Source organism: Arthrobacter sp. E44 (genome assembly GCF_041877125.1).
GTDB lineage: Bacteria > Actinomycetota > Actinomycetes > Actinomycetales > Micrococcaceae > Arthrobacter.
Genome location: NZ_JBHDJA010000012.1, coordinates 32,945 through 50,456 on the forward strand (window position 1 = coordinate 32,945; position 17,512 = coordinate 50,456).

The following is a 17,512-nucleotide window of genomic DNA, read 5'->3' on the forward strand; positions in this document are numbered from 1 at the left end:
AAGATCCTAAGTTTTTTGGGCAGCCCTAACGTCGGGCTGGTCGGGTAAAGGTGTGTACGGAGCGCGAAACGCTCAGCTGGCAAGCTGGATGCGGGCGGCGGATTCCCGCCGGCCGTGCTGGCTGCCGGGTCGGCTTCGCCCGGGCAGGGCCAGCTTGTCCAGCACTTCCAGCGCGCTTTGATGCTCGTTGAAGGTGTAGATGTGGATGCCGGGAGCCCCGGCATCCAGGGCCGCGTTGGCCAGGTCCACCGTCGCGTCGACCCCGATGTGGAGCCGTTCGAGGTCGGTCTCGGCGGCGGCCAGCTTGGCCATCAGTTCCGGCGCGGGCTCCACGCCGGTGAGCTGTCCCAGGCGGTTGAGCCGGCGGAGGCTGGTGAGCGGCATGACGCCGGGAATGATAGGGATGGTCACGCCGGCGCGCCGGGCCCTGGTGAGCAGGTCGGCATAGTGCCTGGTCTCAAAGAACACCTGTGTGATGGCGAAGTCGGCGCCGGAACGCTGCTTGGCCAGCAGCACCTCGACGTCGTGCTCCTCGCTGGGCGATTCCGGATGGCGGGCGGGATACGCCGCCACGCCGACCGCGATCTTGCCGGCACAGAGCAGGGCCGAACGGCGCTGCTCCACGCGGCGGATGAGTTCAATGAGGTCCTGGGCGTACCGAAGGGATCCGGCGGCGGGTGCGCCGGCGTCCTTGGGAAGGTCTCCGCGCAGGGCAAGGATGCCCCGTACGCCGGTGTCCAGCAGTTCGCCCACGATAGTGGCTAGTTCCTGCGGGCTGTTGCCCACGCAGGTCAGGTGGGCCAGCGGCCGCAGCGTGGTCTCGAGCAGGAGCCGATTAATGAGTTCGACGGCGGTGTCCCGGTTGGAGCCGCTGGCGCCATAGGTCACGGAGACATAGTCCGGCTCAGTGGTTTCCAGTTCCCGGATGGTGGTCCAGAGGGTTTCCGCTGCTGCAGGGGAACGGGGCGGGAACAGCTCATAGGACAACGCCACCGGGGCGGTGTCGGAGAGGTTCGGGTGTGCGTCAATCAAACTTGGTGGTGACATTTGCGTCCTTGGCTTTGGGCCATCGCCTGCTTTCCGCCGAAAAAACGGCGCGAAACCGGCAATGAATTGAGTTTGGGGAACACGGAGGGACTCCACCAGGGACGCAGCCGCGACTGTTACGCCTTGCATGAAGTAGTCCGTGAGCAAATGTCAGGCCCACATGGGGGCACCCACACCCTCCAGATCGGAGGATCGCTGACACGTTACCGCGGTAACTTGTCTACGACTCTATGGGCTGTGACCGGCAGGGAACAAGTCGGCACCGAATTAAGACACTGTTTTACAGGCCGTTTTCCAAGGCAACAGAATTTTCTTCGCCAGTACGCGCCTTCACCAGGGGCGCTCCACAGCTGCCCCGCCGCTGCTGTCCAGATACTCTTCCCGCTCACGCCCGCTGTTGCGCTCCCGTTCCGCCTGCCGTGCGCTGTCCTGGAGCTGGTCCAGCTGGCCCTGCCGGGGGTCCGCCGACGTGTCCGGCGATGGCTCCTCCCCTGGTGCCGGCGTCCCGTCCGCGCCCTGTCCGGCAGCGCCGAGTTTGCTCTCCAGCCGCTCCCTTGCCGCGGCCAGCCGGCCGCCGGTTTCGGCACTCCCGGCGAGGCACCCTTCCGGCGCCTGCCCGGCCGTTGCCAGCGCTTCCTTGAACAACAGAACGGCCGACGCCGCGTCCCCGGCCAGCTGCCGCTGGTCACCCAGGCGTTCGATCGCCAGCACAAGGTTGACCCGAATGGTGCACGCGTCCCCCGAGCTGGCGGGAACCATGCCTAGAGCTTGTTCGAAGTGTGTCCTGGCAGTCGCATAGTCTTCCTCCGCCACGGCTGCGTCGCCGGCGGCGAACGTCGCCTTGTGCGGCTCCACGACGTTTGCGAAACCAAGGCCCCGGGCGGCGGCATCAACGGCGGCAGCGTTCCCGGCGGTAAAACCGGCGGCGGCGCGGTCAGCCAGGATGCCCAGGCTGAGCAGTTTGATGGCGGTGCACAGCACCAGGAGCACCGGCAGCGCCGACCACAGCAGCAGGCGGCGCCTGCGGGACCGTGGTGTCGACTGTGGGGTCACCGCTTTTCCTCCTTCAGGCCCGCACGCGGAAGTCCGCGAAGCTGCCGCGCGAGTGCCACGGCTTCCGGAAGGGCCAGCAGGAAGGCGCCGGCGGCGAGGATCCAGTACAGCTCCGTCCCGGCGGCCAGCTGCCCTTGCCCGTCAGCGCGTTCCGCCCTGCCGGGGTGCGCCTGCTGCATCATGTCCGCCACTGGGGCGCCGGCAACGCGGTGGGCATATGGCACCCCAAGCTGCCCGGCGATGGCCTGCAGCCGTCCCTCATCAATCATCGACAGTGCATCACCGTTGCTGCCGGGCCGGGTGTCCTGGACGTAGCCGCCGCTGCGGGTGCCGGCCTCCCCTCCCCCGCCTGTCCCGCCGTCGTCCGCCAAACCGGTGTTCTCCTTCATCCGGCCGCCGCCGGATGTGCCGTAACCCAGCACCGCTCCCCCGGCGACCAATCCGCCGTCGACTTTCATGGGATCCGGCTCCCTGCCGCTGGTCTGCTCACCGTCGCCCAGGTAGTACACCAGCCGGGGCCGGCCCGGGTGGCTGTCCCTGGCCGCTGCCAGCCGCTCGGACAGCACCTGCCGTGCTGCGGTGATGCTGCTGCCCTTGGCATAAGCGGTCACCTGCGGTTCCAGGACGTCCGTGATGGTCTGCAGGGCAAGGGTGTCGGTGCTGAGCGGCATGCGGACGTGCGCGGTGGTGTCGAACGTGATGACGGAGAACCGGGCGCCGGGCAACTGTTCAGCGATGGCCATGATGTCCTTCCGGACGCCCTCCAGGCGCGGTTTTCCGTTGTCGTAGTCCTCGGCCACCATGCTGGTGGTGGTGTCCACCACGAAGAAAACGTTCAGGTCCGCGCTGGCGGCCTGGACGGTGCCGCCCGGCAGGTGTGGCCGCAGGGCCGCTGCAAGAAGCAGCAGCACAATTGCTCCCCGGCGCAGCCACGCCTTGCTGCGGAGGCGGATGCCCTGCAGGCGCCAAAGGACAACGCAAAGGGCAAGAGCAGACAGCAGCGCAGCAACCAGCGGCAGGCCAGGTACATCTGCGAACACAGCCCGGGGTGCGCCGTGGATGGCCGATGTCTCGGTTTGCTCAATCCCGGTGACAATCCCGGCCACGGCGTCCGGGCGGTCAAGGGCGTAGTATGCGCCGCCCGTGGATTCTGCGGCGGCCCGCAGTTGGGCACCCGGCTGGTCCGGACCGGGGCCGTAGTCCAGGTCTGCCGGGTTCAGCGCATAGACGCGGACGGACCGATCCTTGGCCAACGCGGCCGCCTGGCCCAGCGCCATGATGGGCTTTCCTGACAGCAAGTTGTCGGTCGCCAGCACCACCGACCGCGAGCGCTGGGAGTTGGTACCCCCGCCGCTGGCCCCTTGGGGCTTGCCGGCCCCTGGGAAACTGTTGAGGCAGGACGCCAGCCCGTCGCCAATCAGGGAGGAGCCCCTGCCGCTCCACGTGCCGTCAAGGAATCCGGAGCTTCCGGGTTTGCCGTCGAAGGCGTCCTTGGCACCCTGGAGCTGCTCCTGCGCGTAGGCGTAATCGTCCGTCAACGGAAAGACCTGGATGGCGCTGCTGTCGAAAATGGTCAGGCCGACCCGTTCGCCGTCGAACTCGCGCGCCAGTTTGGCAAAGACTTCCACTACTGCAGCGTCGGCACTGCTCATGGAGCCCGATGCGTCCAGGCAGAGCATGATGTCGCGGTTGTGCTGCTCCGGCCGGACGGTATCCACCGAGACGGGACGGGCCGCCGCTACCGCGGTGGACACCAGCAACAGGGCCAGCGCAGTTGCGGCCAGGGCCAGCCACCGCCGGTACCGCCGGAGGGCTGCCTGGTATTCCGGCAGCGCGGTGAGCCTGTCCGCGTGGGCCACGGGCCGGCGTCGTACGTTGCCCCGCCTCTTGCTGCGCAACGCAACCCCTGCCGCCACGCCCGCCGCGGCGGCCGCAAGGGGCAGCAGCCACCAGAACATCAGCTCCACGCGCGCACCGCCGCCGAGGCTCTTGCCGCAGACGCAGCAACGGAAGGCAGCGGCCCGGGACCGAATTCAGCCGGGTAAAGGGCCTGGACCGCGTCGGCCGCGGCGGGAAGAGGGTGCCGGGCGAGGTCCTGGTGGGTCATCCTGGTGGCGTCCACGCCCGTGGCGTCCCGGACAAAACCGCGCAGCAGGAGGCTGATCTCCTGATGGGCGGGCCGCGCATCCAGGGCGCCCTCCGCCGCTGCCTGCTCCACATCGTGGATGCGCTGCAGGTAGGCCGCCTTGAGCGCAGGCAGGTCGGTCAGCGCGGACCGTCCCTGGGCACTGCCGGCCGGCTCGGAGCGCCTGGCTGCACGGGTGGTGGCCAGCACGAAGACGTACCACCCTGCCAGCAGGGCAAGCAGCGCTGCCCCGCACCATGCCCAGGCGGTGCTGTACTGCAGCGGGCCGAAGAACCCGGGATCAACCTGCACGGCGGTGCCTCTCGAGGAGCGTGAACAGTCCGGTGATGACATCCCCGCTGCCTGACACGTCCCCTTCAGTGATCCCGGCCGCGCGCAGCATGGCCTGCCGGTCCGCATCACGCTCCGAGGCCGCTTTCGTATAGGCGGCCTCCACTGCGGCGGACATCCCCGGCGGCCAGGGCAGGAGGGAATCGTCGGCAGCGCTGAAGGCCGCGGGGGCGTTGGGATCCGTGCGCTTGGAGGATGGCGCGAGGTCCGCGTCCCGCACGGTCAGCCACAGGACTTCGTGCTGGGCGCGGAGCCGGCGCAGGAGCTGGGCCGTGGCAGCGTCCGCAGCCAGTTCGTCGGCGACGACGAAGAGCAGGTGGCGGCCCTTGACGTTGCGTGCCACGTAGCCCAGCTGGTCCTGGATCCTGCTGGGCGCCCCATCGAGGCCCGTAAGGGAATCCACGTGCCTGAGGAGCCGTTCCAGGTGGGCTTCGCCGCTCTTTGCCGGCAGGGACCGGGTTGCGGTGGAGTCGCCGCACACCAGGCCCACCACGTCACCGTGCCGGTGGGCCAGGTAACCCATGACTCCCAGTGCGAGCACGGCGATGTCCTTTTTCACTTCCCCGGACCGGGACTCCGCTGCCATGTTTCGTCCCGTGTCGGTGACCAGGAGGACGGTCTGCCGGCGGACGGCCACATAGCGCCGGATCAGGGGTGAACCGTGCCGGGCCGTGGCCTTCCAGTCGATGTCGCGTACCTCGTCACCCGGCACGTAGGCGCGCAGGTCGTCAAAGTCCAGGCTGCGGCCCCTGAATACGGAACCGTACTCGCCGTCGAGCATTCCACGCGCTTTGCGGTGCGCGAAGATGGCCATCTTCGACTTCACCCGCTGGAGGAGGCTGGCCATCCGGGGTCACGGAGTCTGGACGGCGGCAACGACGGCGTCGATCACCGATTCGACCGGGACCTGCTCGGCCACGGCGTCAAAGTTCAGGATCAACCGGTGCCGCAGTACCCGGTGGGCCAGCGACCTGACGTCCTCGGGGATGACATGGTCGCGGCCGTTCAGCAGCGCCACCGCCCGCGCCGCCTGGCTGAAGGCGATGCTGGCGCGCGGGCTGGCGCCGAATTCAATGAAGCCGGCCAGCCGGGCGTCGATGTATTGGGAGGCGTTCCGCGTCACGTAGACGAGGCCCACGATGTAGTTGATGACCGACGGGTCGAGGTAGACCCGTCCCACCAAAGCCTGGATTTCGGTGACGGCGTCCAGGGAGGCTGCAGCTGCGGGCTTTTGTTCGCGGGTGTAGACGCCGGCATCGATCCTGCGGATGATCTCCGCTTCTTCCGCGGGAGTGGGATAGTCCAGCACATCCTTGAGCATGAACCGGTCCATCTGCGCCTCGGGCAGCTGGTAGGTTCCCTCCTGCTCGATGGGATTCTGGGTTGCCAGGACCAGGAACGGCGAGGGCAGGGGGTGGTCCTGTCCTCCGATGGACGTCTGGCGTTCCTGCATGGCTTCCAGCATGGCGCTTTGGGTCTTGGCGCTGGAGCGGTTGATCTCATCCAGCAGCACGATATTGGCATGCACCGGGCCGAGTTGGGTGTGGAAGCTGCCCTTGGCGGCGTCGTAGATCTGGGTTCCCACGATGTCGCTGGGCAGCAGGTCAGGGGTGCACTGGATCCTGCGGAATTCGGCGCTCACAGCTTCGGCGAGGGTTTGTGCCGCCGTGGTTTTGGCCAGTCCCGGGACGCTTTCCAGGAGGATATGGCCGCCGGTCAGCAGTCCCACCAGCAGCGACTCCCGCAGCAGGGACTGCCCCACCACTTTTGCATCGAAATTGCGGGAAATATTGGCCACCACCTGCTGCGCCCTGGCCAGCTCCGCCGGCTGGATTCTTGCAGGCACGCTGGTCGAAAGCACTGTATTCCCCCTGATGACGGCGTTGGTCGCGCTGGCCGGGCCGGCCATGTCCCGTCCGCCATCCTATCCAAGCCGGGCACCGGGAGTCCGGCAATGGGCACCCCTCCCCATTGGTGGCAGGCAGGTCTATCCTTTTGCCATGATTGAGCTTCCAGCCAGCTACAAGGAATACCTCGCCGGTAAAAGCGAGCACTTCGTCGACACGGTCCGGCCGGTCCTGATGCAGTCTGCGGCGGAAAAGCTGCACGGAGTCCGGGTGGTGAACAATCCCACCGGCCACCAGGCGCACCTCGACGATACCCTGCCCTTCGGCGTGGTGCTCGAGGACATTGACTAGCCCCTGACAGCACCTGCAAGGGCCAGTGCGTTGCCGGACCCGCGCGCCACGATGACGTACAGGGCCAGGACCGGAACGGAATAGAGAATCGAGAAGGCGGCCAGCTGGCCGTAGGCCACTGCGCCGTGCTGGCCGAAGAAGCTGAAGATCGACACAGCCGCGGGCTGGCTGGCCTCGGACAGCAGCAGCACGAACGGGACAAAGAAATTTCCCCAGGCTTGGATGAACACAAAGATGAACACCACGCCCAGGCCCGGTCCCATCAGCGGAAGCACGATGGACCGCAGCCCGGACAGCCTTGATGCGCCGTCAACCCACGCCGCTTCCTCAAGTGCCAGCGGCACGGCGTCCATGAAGTTCCTGGTCATCCAGATGGCCATGGGAAGGCCGGTGGCAGCCAGGAACAGCACCGTTGCGAAAATGGAGTCCAGCAGCCGAAGCTGGACGAACAATCCGTAGACCGGCACCATGATGGCGGTGACGGGAAGGCAGGTGCCGAACAGGATGGCCGACATGAACGGAGTGTTGAACCGGGACCGGTAGCGGGAGAGTGGATACGCGGCCAGCACGGCTGCCACCAGCGTAACGATGCCGGTTCCGGCCGACAGCAGCAAACTGTTCCACAGTGGCCGGAACAGCAGCTCCGGAGTGAAGACGGCCGCGAAGTTGTCGAACCCGGGCTGCTGCGGAAGTTTGGTGCCGTGTCCGGCGGCCGGGTCCAGGGAACCGAGGACCAGCCACAGCAGCGGCAGCAGGAAACACGCACCGATCAGCAGCAGGACCACGTCGGCCCACACGCTCCGGGTACGTCCATGCCGGCCTGTCACGGTTTCTGCTCTCTGAGCAGGCGCAGGTAGGCCAGCCCGAACACGGCCCCGATCAGGATGAGGACCACGGCGACGGCCGTACCGTAGCCGATGTCGCCAAACTTGAAGGCCTCCTGGTAGGCGAGGACAGGCAAGGTGGTGCTGCCGTTGGCAGGGCCACCGGCCGTCATGACCCAGATCAGGGTGAAGACCGCCAGCGTCTGCAGCGTGACCAGCATCAGGTTGGTGGCGATGCTGCCCCGGATCACCGGCAGGGTGATGAACACCAGCCGCTGCCAGGCACCGGCACCGTCCATCTGTGCAGCCTCGGTCAGCTCGGCCGGGACGCCGTTCAGCGCGGCCCGGTACACCAGCATCGAAAAGGCCGTCCCGCGCCAGGTGTTCGCCAGGATCACGGCCACCATCGGAACGCTGTAAAGCCAGTCGGTTTCCGCCAGCCCAAACGCGCCAAGCAACTGGTTGAGCGTCCCGTCCCGGCTGAAGAAGGCGTAGGCGGCGAAGGCAGCCACGATCTCCGGCAGGACCCAGGCGGCCACGACGGCGGTGCCAACAGTTGCCGACACCATAGGGCGTGCGCGCCGCATGAGGACGGCCAGGGCCAGTCCCAGCACGTTCTGGCCCAGGATGGCCGAGCCTGCAACGAACAGGACGGTCAGCGCCAGCGAAAGCGGAAAGGCGGGGTCCTGCAGCAGCCGCTGGTAGTTCTCCAGCCCCACCCACTCGGGGTTCCTGGCGTGCTTGCCGGTGAGTCCGGCGTTGGTGAGCGAGGCGTGGAAGGCCCACAGCACGGGGCCGGCCAGGAACACGGCCAGCAGCACGACGGCGGGCAGGACCGGCAGGTAGCGGAGCACCTGCCGGCCGCGGTGGTTGGCGGCCACCGCTACTTCCGGATGGTCTTGTCGCCGCCCACGATGCCGGTCACGGCCGTGTCATAGTCGGCCGCCGCCTGCTCAGGGGTCCGGTTGCCGGTGATGACGGCCTCGGTGGCTTCCTGGACGGCAGCGGAAATCCGGGGATAGTCGGAGGTGGCGGGCCGGAACCGGGTGACGGACACCAGGCCGGAGACATCCTTCACGAACGGGTTGGCGGACTGGTAGCCGGGGTCGGCGGCGACGTCGTTGCGGACGGCGATCTGCGAACTGGCCAGCGTGAATGCCAGCGAGTTCTTTGCGTTGAGGGCGGTGGTGAGGAAATTGAAGGCCAGGTCCGGCTGCTTGGTTTCCGCGCCAACGGCCAGCGTCCATCCCCCGGACATGCTGACCTTGCCTGGCGCCTGTCCCTTCTGCGTGGGGAACGGTGCGACGCCCATCTCCTGCTCGTAGCCGGGCCAAGCGTAGCTCCCGCCGGCCTGCCAGAACGACGGCGCGTAGGAGCCTTCCACGGTTGCTCCCAGTTTTGCCTTGGGGAACCACTCGCCGAACACCTTCTTCCAGACGTTCGGGTCCAGCGCTTCGGCCGGAGGAACGGCCAGGTTCTCCCCATAGAGCGTCTCGAGGAAGGTGAGCGAGTCCTTGAAGCCGGGCGAGCCTACGACCCATTTTTTGGAGTCCTGGTCGTAAAGGCTTGATCCGGTGCCGTACAGGAGTTCGTAGAACCCCTGCATTACGGTTCCTTCACCGGTACCCTTTCCGGCGTACATGTTGAAGGGGATCACGTCCGGGTTGGCGGCTTTGATCTTCCGCGCGGTGTCCAGGATGTCCTGCCAGCTGGACGGGTGCCAGGGCAGTCCAATGCCTGCTGCCGCAAGAACCTTTTTGTTGTACCAGATGACCCGCGTGTCGGTGCCCAACGGCACTGCGTACGTGCCGCCGTCGTCCGCTTTCCCCGCTTCCTTCGCTGCGTTGTCGAAAGCGCCCCAGTCCCCCCAGCCGGCCAAGCGGCTGTCCAGGTTCATGAGGTACCCGGCGTCCGCATCGGAGCGGACCTTGAAGGTGTCTTCGTAGAAGACGTCCGGGGCAGTCGAGGGCGACCGCAGGGCCAGGGCCAGCTTGGTGCCGTAATCCTCGTCGCTGGCCTGGATGGGCTGCAGTTCGACTTTCACGCCCTGGTTGGCGGCTTCAAACTCCTTCTTCGCCTCCTGCAGCATGCTGTCCAGGGCGGTGAACGAGTCTGTCTTCTGGTAGGCCACCTTGATGGTCTTGTCGCCGCCGCCCGGATCTGCGGGCGTACAGGCTGCGAGGACCAGGACCGCGGCGGCCAGCAGGGATGCTGTCTTGGATGCCCGTCGAAACATGCTGGTCAGCTCTCCAGCAGGAGCCGCTGGGCGCGGGGGGCGAGGGTATGTTCCAGGACCAGGGACGCGGCCCCGATGGCTCCCACGTCCTCCCCCACGCCTGTGCCCACCACCTCGATGGGGTGGATGAGGCGGGCAGCGCTGTTTCCGTCCAGCAGCGGCGGGATCCGTTCAAGGTAGCGTTCGGCCAGCCCGCTCCAGAAGGGGCCACCGAAAACAACCCTTTCAACGTCCAGGGCGTTTGTGACCACCGACGCCGCCCGGGCCACCAGGACCGCGGACTTATCCAGGATGGCGGCGGCCTTTTCGTTGCCGGCATCGGCAAGTTCGCACAGCCGGGAGAAACTTTGCTGGATTTCGGCGCCGCTGTTCCCCGCGCGGGTGCCGTCCAGGATGCCGGCGGCTTCGGCCTCGGCCACCAGGACCTGCGGGATGGCCGAGGACTTGACGCAGCCGCGCTGGCCGCAGTCGCAGAGCGGACCGTCCGGGTCCACCACGATGTGGCCGATCTCGCCGGCGTTGCCGGAGGTGCCGCGGACAACCTCATCGTTGAGCACGATGCCGCAGCCGATGCCTGTGCCCATGTACATGAAGATGAAGCTGCCGGCTCCACTGGCGCCACCCGCCCAGGTTTCCGCCACTGCGGCGCTGGTGACGTCCTTGTCAACAAGTACTGAGTAGCCGGTGGCCCTGGCCAGCGCGTCCCGCAGTTCCACCCTGTCCCAGCCGGGAAGCAGGGGCGGGTCCACCACTGTTCCATGGTCCAGGTCGATGGGGCCGGGGGCGGCCACTCCCAGTCCCGCAATCCGGCCCCGGTCCACGCCCGAGTCCTCCACGAGCTGGGCGATTTCCGCTGTGATGGTAGCGATGACCGCGGCGGGATCGTTGCCGCCGGGGGTTTTGATGCTTGAATGCCGCACCACTGCTCCCACGAGGTCCAGCACCACGAAAGTGGTGACAGCCGGGTCCAGGTGGACCCCCAGGGCGTACATGCCGCCGGGATTCAGGCGCAGGATGGTGCGCGGCTTGCCCGGACCGGTGCCCTCCTTGCCGGCCTCGACAATCAGGTTCTGGTCCAGGAGGCGGCGGGAAATATTGGAGATGGTCTGGGGGGACAGACCCACGATCTGGGCCAGCTCCACCCGGCTGAGACCACCGGAGGTCCTGCGGATTGCATCAAGGATGACAGTGAGGTTGAAGTCCCCCATCCTGGGCAAGTTGGTTCCGCGTCTCGGAGAGGATTGGCGGATCTCAGACACTGTGTCCCCTAAACGTCTTCGGCTACCGGTGATGGTGATGCTTTGAATCGTACGTTACGGGTGCGCCGCCGCCCACATGCGGGAACGGCGGCGCGGCGCGATGTCTTTTTTCCCGTCAGCAGGGGCTGCGGGTGCTCCGGGTGACGGTGAACTTGGTGTTCCGGCCCTCCACCACGGTGGGCCCTACACAGCGTTCCAGTGCCGGCTGGTAGGCCAGGTGCCGGTTGAAGACCGTCCACAGTTCGCCGCCGGGAGCCAGGACACGGCCGGCGGCCTCGATCATCTTCAGGCCGGCTCCGGCATGGACACCGGCGCCGACGTGGAAGGGCGGGTTGAGCAGCACGGCGTCCACGGACGCATCGGCAAAGCTGCTGAGCGCATCGTCCTGCAGGACGGTGATCCGGTCGGCGAGGCCATTCGCCTGGGCGGTGGCGAGGGCGGACCGGACGGCGGCTGCGGACTGGTCCGTTGCCGTTACGGATGCGGCAGGGAACTTCCGGGCGTACATTGCGGCGAGGATGCCGGTGCCGCATCCAAGGTCCACGGCGTGCCGTGCCGGTTTCATGGCGGGCAGGAACGTCAGCAGGAAGCGTGTGCCGATGTCGAGCCGTGGGCCGGCGAACACGGCTCCATGCGCGGCCACGTCCAGGTCCAGCTCGGCAACGTGCTCCACCACGGGGAAACGTGGGGCGGCGCTGGCAGGCCTGGGCCCGGCGCAGAGCAGGACCCGTGATTTTTGCCGGGCGAGCTGCGGCTGCACCGACACGAAGTACCGTTCCAGGACCGCGTTCATGCCCAGTGACATGTGCTTGATGCGGCCCCCTGCCAGCAACCGGACGTCCGGTGCCGCGTGCCGCGCTACGGCCGTAGCAATTTCCTCCAGTTCGGCAAGGGTCTTGGGAAGCTGCAGCAGGACGGTTTCTGCTCCCTCCAGCAGCTCCCGGCCAAGGGGCAGCTGGACAAACCCGGTTTCGGCACCTTCGGTTTCGGCAGCCTCCCGGCCGGTTTGCAACCCATTCGACAACTCGGCCGCGTTGAGCCGCAGCGCCCTTTCCCCGGTGATGAGGTCCTGGTGCACACGCAGGGACGCGGGGGCAAGCACTGCGGAAGCGCCGAGCGTCAAGGCGCCGTAACGGTCTCCGATGACAGCGAAGCTGCTGCCGGACCTCCCGAGCTGCACTGCTGTCTCCAGCAGCAGCCGGTCCGTGGCGTCCCAGGCCTGAAGGTTGGGGGCCTCCACGTCGGGCCGCCGGCGCAGGACGCGGAAAACGTCCTCCAAGCTGTTTGCTGCCACCGGTGCCCTGCCGCCTTCTGTTGCGATTGCCGTCCCCGGCGCCCGGGGCATCACCCCCACGTTACCGGTTCTGCCGCTGCCGCCATTCCAGGCAGTCCCATAATCGCCGCCACGGCTGCGCGGCCTGCGCGGTTGGCGCCGATAGTGGACGACGACGGGCCGTAGCCGACCAGGTGGACGCGCGGCTCGGCTGCCACCTGGGTGCCCTCCATGGCGATCCCTCCGCCGGGTCCCCGCAAGTGAAGCGGGGCGAGGTGTTCCAGTTCGGCCCTGAAGCCGGTGGCCCAGAGGATGACATCGGCTTTCAGGAGGCTCCCGTCCGCCCGGCGGACCCCATCTGGCTCGATCGAGGTGAACATCGGCTGCCGGTCGAGTGCGCCGCGTTCTTTGGCGGCGCGCAGCGCAGGCGTCCAGATCAGTCCCGTCACGGAAACCACGCTCTGTGGCGGAAGCCCACGGCGGACCCGTTCCTCCACCAGCGCCACGGCGTCGTGGCCTGCCTTGGCATCGAACGGCGCGTCCCGCCACACTGGTTCCCGGCGGGTGAACCAGCTGGTGGTGGTGACGCGGGAAATTTCCTCAAGCAGGCCGACGGCCGAAATGCCCCCACCCACGACGATGATGTGCTTGCCGCGGAACTCGTCCGCCGAGACGTAGTCGGCAACGTGCAACTGGCGGCCGCGGAACGAGTCCTGGCCGGGATAAATGGGCCAGAAGGGGCGGGTCCACGTACCGGTGGCATTGATGAGTGCCTTGGCGCTCCAGTCGCCGTCGGATGTTTCGATTCGCAACCGCCCGGCGGGGATGTCGTCTTCCCGCCTGACAGCGCGCACCTTGACGGGACGGCGGACGGAGAGACCCAGCTCCGCTTCATAGGTGCCAAAGTAGCGGGTCAGGAACTCGGAGCTGGGTTCGGCGGGATCCACCTCGGGCTTGGGAATGCCGGGCAGGTCGCTGATCCCGTTGACGGTGGCCATGCGCAGGCTCTTCCAGCGGTGCCGCCACGCGCCGCCCGGACCTTCCTCGGCGTCGAGCACGGCATAGTCGAGCCCCCGGCGCTGGAGGTGGTAGGCGGCCGACAGGCCGGCCTGGCCCGCCCCGATGACCACCACATCGGTTGGGTCAGGAATCACTCCCCCATGATAGTCGCGGAGGGCAGCGCGGCCTTAGGGTGGGCGCATGGAGACGGGAGCAGCAGTACCAAACGGAAACGGAAGCAAGGGCCACGCCGCACGGCTGGAAAAAGCCCTGGGGGTGGTGCTGGGCACCGGGCAGATACCACTGCGGCTGCGGGCGTGGGACGGGTCGGAGGCGGGTCCAGCGGGTGCCCCGGTCCTGGAGTTCAAATCCCGGAAGGCCCTGCGGCGGATGCTCTGGTCGCCCGGGCAACTGGGGCTGAGCCGGGCGTATGTAGCCGGCGACATCGATGCCCCAGGCGATATCTTCGCCGCGTTCACGGCCTTGAGTTCGGCTGGAAAGTTCGCCGAGCCCGGTCCGTTCCGCCCGCTCTCCCCAGGCGAACTCTGGCTGCTCCTGCGCACCGCCGTCCGGCTCGGGGCCGTCGGGCCCAACCCGGCCCCTCCGCCGGAGGAAGCGCGCGTCGCAAGGAAAGGCAGGATGCACTCCAGGAGCCGCGACTCGGCTGCCATTTCGCACCATTACGACGTCGGCAACGACTTTTACGCCCTGGTGCTGGGCCCGTCCATGGTGTATTCATGCGCGGTATGGCCCGCCGATGCGGCCGCACGGCCGGCTGGCAGCAGCCTGGGCGCGGATCCAGCCCAGGGCGTGGTCACTGAGGGCCGCGGCGGCTTGGACGCTGACGGGCGCGGCGGCGCAGACTGCGGCCTCGATGCCGCGCAGGAAGCCAAGCTGGATCTGGTGTGCCGGAAGCTGGGCCTTCAACCCGGGATGCGGGTCCTGGATGTGGGCTGCGGGTGGGGCAGTTTCGCCATCCATGCTGCAGCCCGGTACGGCGTCACAGTCGTGGGCGTGACGCTCTCGGCGGAGCAGGCGGTTCTGGCGCGCAAGCGGGCGGCAGACGCCGGTCTCACCGACAGCGTGGAGATTCGCGTGCAGGATTACCGGGACGTGCAGGACGGACCGTTCGACGCCATCAGTTCCATCGGAATGTCCGAGCACGTGGGACGGGCCCAGACCCCTGCCTACGCCACGGCGCTCTTCGCGCTGCTGCGCCCCGGCGGCCGGCTGCTGAACCATGCGATCTCCTGGAATGCCGGACCCACCAGCCCCGACCCGGACTCGTTCATCCCCCGGTACGTCTTCCCGGACGGCGAAATGATCAGCCTCGGCGAGATGGTCTCCGCCCTGGAGACCGCCCGGTTCGAAGTCCTCGACGTGGAGGCCCTCCGGCGCCATTACGCCCTGACACTTCGGGCCTGGGTCAGCCGGCTGGAACAGAACTGGGACGAGGCCGTGCGGCTGGTTGGCGAAGGGCGCGCGCGGGTGTGGCGGCTGTACATGGCGGCCAGCGCACTGGGATTCGAAAACGGGCTGACCGGGGTCAACCAGGTCCTGGTCCGGCGGCCGGGCGGGGAAGAACCGCCGCTGCGGCGGAACGCCTGGCTGTAATGTGGGCGCCCTCCTGCCGGGACGTAACCCGGCAGGAGGGCGGTCTAGCCCCTCAGGCGACCGGTGAAGGGCCGCCCGGCTGGGTGAAATGCTGTGTCTTCTCGATCTGTACCACCTTCGGGTCCGTTTCGTCCGCCTCGTAGTCCGTGGGCCTGGTGAGATCCTCGCCTGTCCGGACCTTCAGGGCCCGCATCACCAGGGTCAGGACGGCGGCGACTATCAGGTTCAGCGCGAAGGCTGACACCGCGATGTAGACGCTGAGGTCGGTTCCGGGGATGGGGGCAACCGAGCCGCCGAAGTGTGCCTTGGTGACCGGGTTGACCACGTTGTAGGCGGAGACGGTGCCGAAGATGATGCCAGCCGCCCAACCGATCAGGAGCGCCCAGCGGTCGAACCAACGGGTGTAGAGGCCTGCCACCACCGCCGGGAAGGTTTGCAGGATCCAGATGCCACCCAGCAGCTGCATGTTGATGGCTGCCGACTGGTCCATGGCGATCACGAAGACCAGGGCACCCACCTTCACCACCAGCGAGACGATCTTGGACACCTTCGCCTCGGTCTTGGGATCGACGTCGGGACGAATGAAGTCGCGGTAGATGTTGCGCGTGAACATGTTGGCGGCCGCGATGGACATGATCGCTGCCGGCACCAGGGCGCCGATGGCGATGGCGGCCAGCGCGATGCCGGCAAACCATGCCGGGAAGTGGTCAAGGAAGAGTTGCGGGACCACCAGCTGCGGATTGACCGAGCCGTCCAGGTCGATGGGCTTGGTGCCCGCCTGGATGGCAACGAAGCCGAGCAGGGCAAGGAACCCAAGCATCAGCGAGTACAGCGGCAGGATGGCCGCGTTGCGCCGGATGGTGTTGCGGGCCTTGGAGGCCAGTACCGCCGTCACCGAGTGCGGATACATGAACAGCGCCATGGCCGAACCCAGCGCAAGTGACCAGTAGGCCGAGTAGTTGGCTGCTCCCGGAATGAAGACGCCCGCCGGCTTGCCCGTAGCCTGGTTGATTGTGCCCAGCTTTGACTGGGCCGAACCAAAGATCGTGTCCCAACCGCCGAACTTGATGGGCAGGTAGATGACCGCAACGATCACGGCAAGGTAGATCAGCAGGTCCTTGACGACGGCGATCATCGCCGGTGCGCGCAGGCCCGACGTGTACGTGTAGGCGGCAAGGACCACGAAGGCCAGGATCAGCGGCAGGTCGGTCAAGAACACATTCCCGGAGCTGCCCAGGCCAAGAACCGTGAGCACGGCCTTGATGCCAACCAGCTGCAAAGCGATGTAGGGCATGGTGGCAACGATGCCGGTGACCGCGACGGCAAGCGAAAGCCAACGGCTGCCGTACCGTCCGCCCACGAAGTCTGCCGAGGTGACGTAGCCGTGGCGGTGGGACACCGACCACAACCGGCTCATGATGATGAAGATGATGGGATACAGAACGATGGTGTAGGGGACCGCGAAAAAGCCGCTCACCGCGCCTGTGGCCCACATTGCCGCCGGCACCGCCACGAACGTATACGCGGTGTACAGGTCCCCGCCCAACAGGAACCAAGTAATCCAGGTACCGAACCCACGGCCGCCCAGGCCCCATTCATCCAGGCTGTGCAGCCCCTCCACTTCGGCGCTGCGGCGCCACCTCGCGGCCAGGAAGCCCATCACCGCGACGACCACAAAGAGCAGCACGACAATGACAAGCGCCGTCCAGTTGATCTCCCGCCCGCTCATGGCCGCTCCCCTTCCAAACTGTTCCCGGCGGAGGCTGCCCCTTCCTGGGGTGGACGGGCCTCTGCCCGCCGTCGTCGGTCCTCCTTGGTGACCAGCCAATACGCGCTGCCGGTCAAGATCGCCGAAATCGGCACCCACAAGAGCTGGTACCAGTAGAAGAACGGGAGGCCGCCAAGCCGCGGCGCATCAAAGGCGTAGAGCTGGGGCATCAGGGGGAACAGGATGGCGGCCGCCAGCAGGACGCCGGCGCCGATATAGGGGGCGGGCCTGGCCGGCCCGCGGATGGCGGTGTCGCGTGTCAGGCGACCTTCGGGAAAAGCTTCACCGTTCGGGACGTAGCCGGAACCACCTGCGTGGGACATCTGTGACCTCCTCGTCAGCGCGTCCCGCGGCCGCCGCCTTGGATGAAAGCAGTCCGGAGGCGGGACGATGTGCCCTCAATCACAGTTGTACCGCGCTTTGACCAGCGCCGGAAGAGTTTTAGTCCACAAACGGTTGCCGGTGGCAACAACAAAGGGAACCATCACCAAGTGATGGTTCCCTTTGTTTTGTTATATCGGTGGAGCTGAGGGGACTCGAACCCCTGACCCCCTGCATGCCATGCAGGTGCGCTACCAGCTGCGCCACAGCCCCTTACTTTTCGTCCCTTCCGGTCGAATTCCCCGGAGCAACCTGACCAGAGTAATGCACTTTTCCGCAGGACGCCAATTGGCCGCCCTAAGGCCCAGTCACACTCCAAGCCGCCAAACCCCAAAGGCGCACCGAGGCAGGAACACAAAAAAGTCCGCCGGAACCATAGGTTCC

General features: G+C 67.1%; 16 protein-coding genes and 1 tRNA gene. 2 read left to right on the forward strand and 15 right to left on the reverse strand.

The genetic code is table 11. The features are described from left to right. Nucleotides 1-72 precede the first annotated feature (72 nt). From ACETK3_RS12215 to ACETK3_RS12240, 6 genes are all read right to left on the reverse strand, one after another. A complete protein-coding gene (locus tag ACETK3_RS12215; protein WP_237428297.1) occupies nucleotides 73-1,047 on the reverse strand; it encodes a methylenetetrahydrofolate reductase in 975 nt (324 codons plus the stop codon). A 330-nt stretch (nucleotides 1,048-1,377) separates the two neighbouring features. Next, on the reverse strand, nucleotides 1,378-2,100 hold the full coding sequence (locus ACETK3_RS12220; protein ID WP_237428298.1) for a hypothetical protein: 723 nt from the start codon (nucleotides 2,098-2,100) through the stop codon (nucleotides 1,378-1,380). Then, nucleotides 2,097-4,058: a VWA domain-containing protein gene (locus ACETK3_RS12225; protein WP_236822032.1), complete on the reverse strand. Its 1,962-nt coding sequence runs from the start codon at nucleotides 4,056-4,058 to the stop codon at nucleotides 2,097-2,099. Before ACETK3_RS12225 ends, ACETK3_RS12220 begins: the two co-directional genes overlap by 4 nt. Beyond that, nucleotides 4,058-4,537, reverse strand: a complete 480-nt coding sequence (locus ACETK3_RS12230; protein WP_237428299.1) for a hypothetical protein — start codon at nucleotides 4,535-4,537, stop codon at nucleotides 4,058-4,060. Before ACETK3_RS12230 ends, ACETK3_RS12225 begins: the two co-directional genes overlap by 1 nt. Continuing rightward, nucleotides 4,527-5,423 carry a DUF58 domain-containing protein gene (locus ACETK3_RS12235; RefSeq protein WP_237428300.1) on the reverse strand — a complete coding sequence of 299 codons (897 nt, stop codon included), beginning with the start codon at nucleotides 5,421-5,423 and terminating at the stop codon, nucleotides 4,527-4,529. The genes ACETK3_RS12230 and ACETK3_RS12235 overlap by 11 nt, the downstream gene beginning before the upstream one ends. 6 nt (nucleotides 5,424-5,429) lie before the next feature. Beyond that, nucleotides 5,430-6,437 carry a MoxR family ATPase gene (locus ACETK3_RS12240; RefSeq protein ID WP_237428301.1) on the reverse strand — a complete coding sequence of 336 codons (1,008 nt, stop codon included), beginning with the start codon at nucleotides 6,435-6,437 and terminating at the stop codon, nucleotides 5,430-5,432. 139 nt (nucleotides 6,438-6,576) lie between these two features. Between ACETK3_RS12240 and ACETK3_RS12245 the strand changes: the two genes are divergently transcribed. Then, entirely contained in the window at nucleotides 6,577-6,774 is a 198-nt protein-coding gene (locus ACETK3_RS12245; RefSeq protein ID WP_236798577.1) for a hypothetical protein, read from the forward strand. Here the strand turns inward: ACETK3_RS12245 and ACETK3_RS12250 are convergent. From ACETK3_RS12250 to ACETK3_RS12275, 6 genes are all read right to left on the reverse strand, one after another. Continuing rightward, entirely contained in the window at nucleotides 6,771-7,601 is an 831-nt protein-coding gene (locus ACETK3_RS12250; protein WP_237428302.1) for a carbohydrate ABC transporter permease, read from the reverse strand. The two genes, ACETK3_RS12245 and ACETK3_RS12250, sit on opposite strands and share 4 nt — an antisense overlap. Continuing rightward, nucleotides 7,598-8,479: a carbohydrate ABC transporter permease gene (locus ACETK3_RS12255; RefSeq protein WP_237428303.1), complete on the reverse strand. Its 882-nt coding sequence runs from the start codon at nucleotides 8,477-8,479 to the stop codon at nucleotides 7,598-7,600. Before ACETK3_RS12255 ends, ACETK3_RS12250 begins: the two co-directional genes overlap by 4 nt. A 2-nt stretch (nucleotides 8,480-8,481) precedes the next feature. Continuing rightward, nucleotides 8,482-9,834 (reverse strand): extracellular solute-binding protein, encoded by a 1,353-nt coding sequence (locus ACETK3_RS12260; protein ID WP_237428304.1) that lies wholly within the window; start codon nucleotides 9,832-9,834, stop codon nucleotides 8,482-8,484. Between the two features lie 5 nt (nucleotides 9,835-9,839). Continuing rightward, on the reverse strand, nucleotides 9,840-11,042 hold the full coding sequence (locus tag ACETK3_RS12265; protein WP_236798581.1) for an ROK family transcriptional regulator: 1,203 nt from the start codon (nucleotides 11,040-11,042) through the stop codon (nucleotides 9,840-9,842). Between the two features lie 166 nt (nucleotides 11,043-11,208). Beyond that, entirely contained in the window at nucleotides 11,209-12,387 is a 1,179-nt protein-coding gene (locus ACETK3_RS12270; protein WP_237428305.1) for a class I SAM-dependent methyltransferase, read from the reverse strand. A 50-nt stretch (nucleotides 12,388-12,437) separates the two neighbouring features. Further along, the gene (locus ACETK3_RS12275; protein WP_237428306.1) at nucleotides 12,438-13,520 is read right to left on the reverse strand and encodes an FAD-dependent oxidoreductase; all 1,083 of its coding nucleotides are present in this window, start codon (nucleotides 13,518-13,520) and stop codon (nucleotides 12,438-12,440) included. A gap of 46 nt (nucleotides 13,521-13,566) precedes the next feature. On the opposite strand from ACETK3_RS12275, the gene ACETK3_RS12280 reads away from it, so the two are divergent. Further along, nucleotides 13,567-14,979 (forward strand): cyclopropane-fatty-acyl-phospholipid synthase family protein, encoded by a 1,413-nt coding sequence (locus tag ACETK3_RS12280; protein WP_237428307.1) that lies wholly within the window; start codon nucleotides 13,567-13,569, stop codon nucleotides 14,977-14,979. A 52-nt stretch (nucleotides 14,980-15,031) separates the two neighbouring features. On the opposite strand, the gene mctP is transcribed toward ACETK3_RS12280, so the two are convergent. From mctP to ACETK3_RS12295, 3 genes are all read right to left on the reverse strand, one after another. Next, nucleotides 15,032-16,708 (reverse strand): monocarboxylate uptake permease MctP, encoded by a 1,677-nt coding sequence (mctP, locus tag ACETK3_RS12285; RefSeq protein ID WP_236798585.1) that lies wholly within the window; start codon nucleotides 16,706-16,708, stop codon nucleotides 15,032-15,034. Then, a complete protein-coding gene (locus ACETK3_RS12290) occupies nucleotides 16,705-17,070 on the reverse strand; it encodes a DUF3311 domain-containing protein (RefSeq protein WP_237428308.1) in 366 nt (121 codons plus the stop codon). The genes mctP and ACETK3_RS12290 overlap by 4 nt, the downstream gene beginning before the upstream one ends. A gap of 198 nt (nucleotides 17,071-17,268) precedes the next feature. Continuing rightward, nucleotides 17,269-17,341, reverse strand: a tRNA-Ala gene (locus ACETK3_RS12295). Between the last annotated feature and the right edge of the window lie 171 nt (nucleotides 17,342-17,512).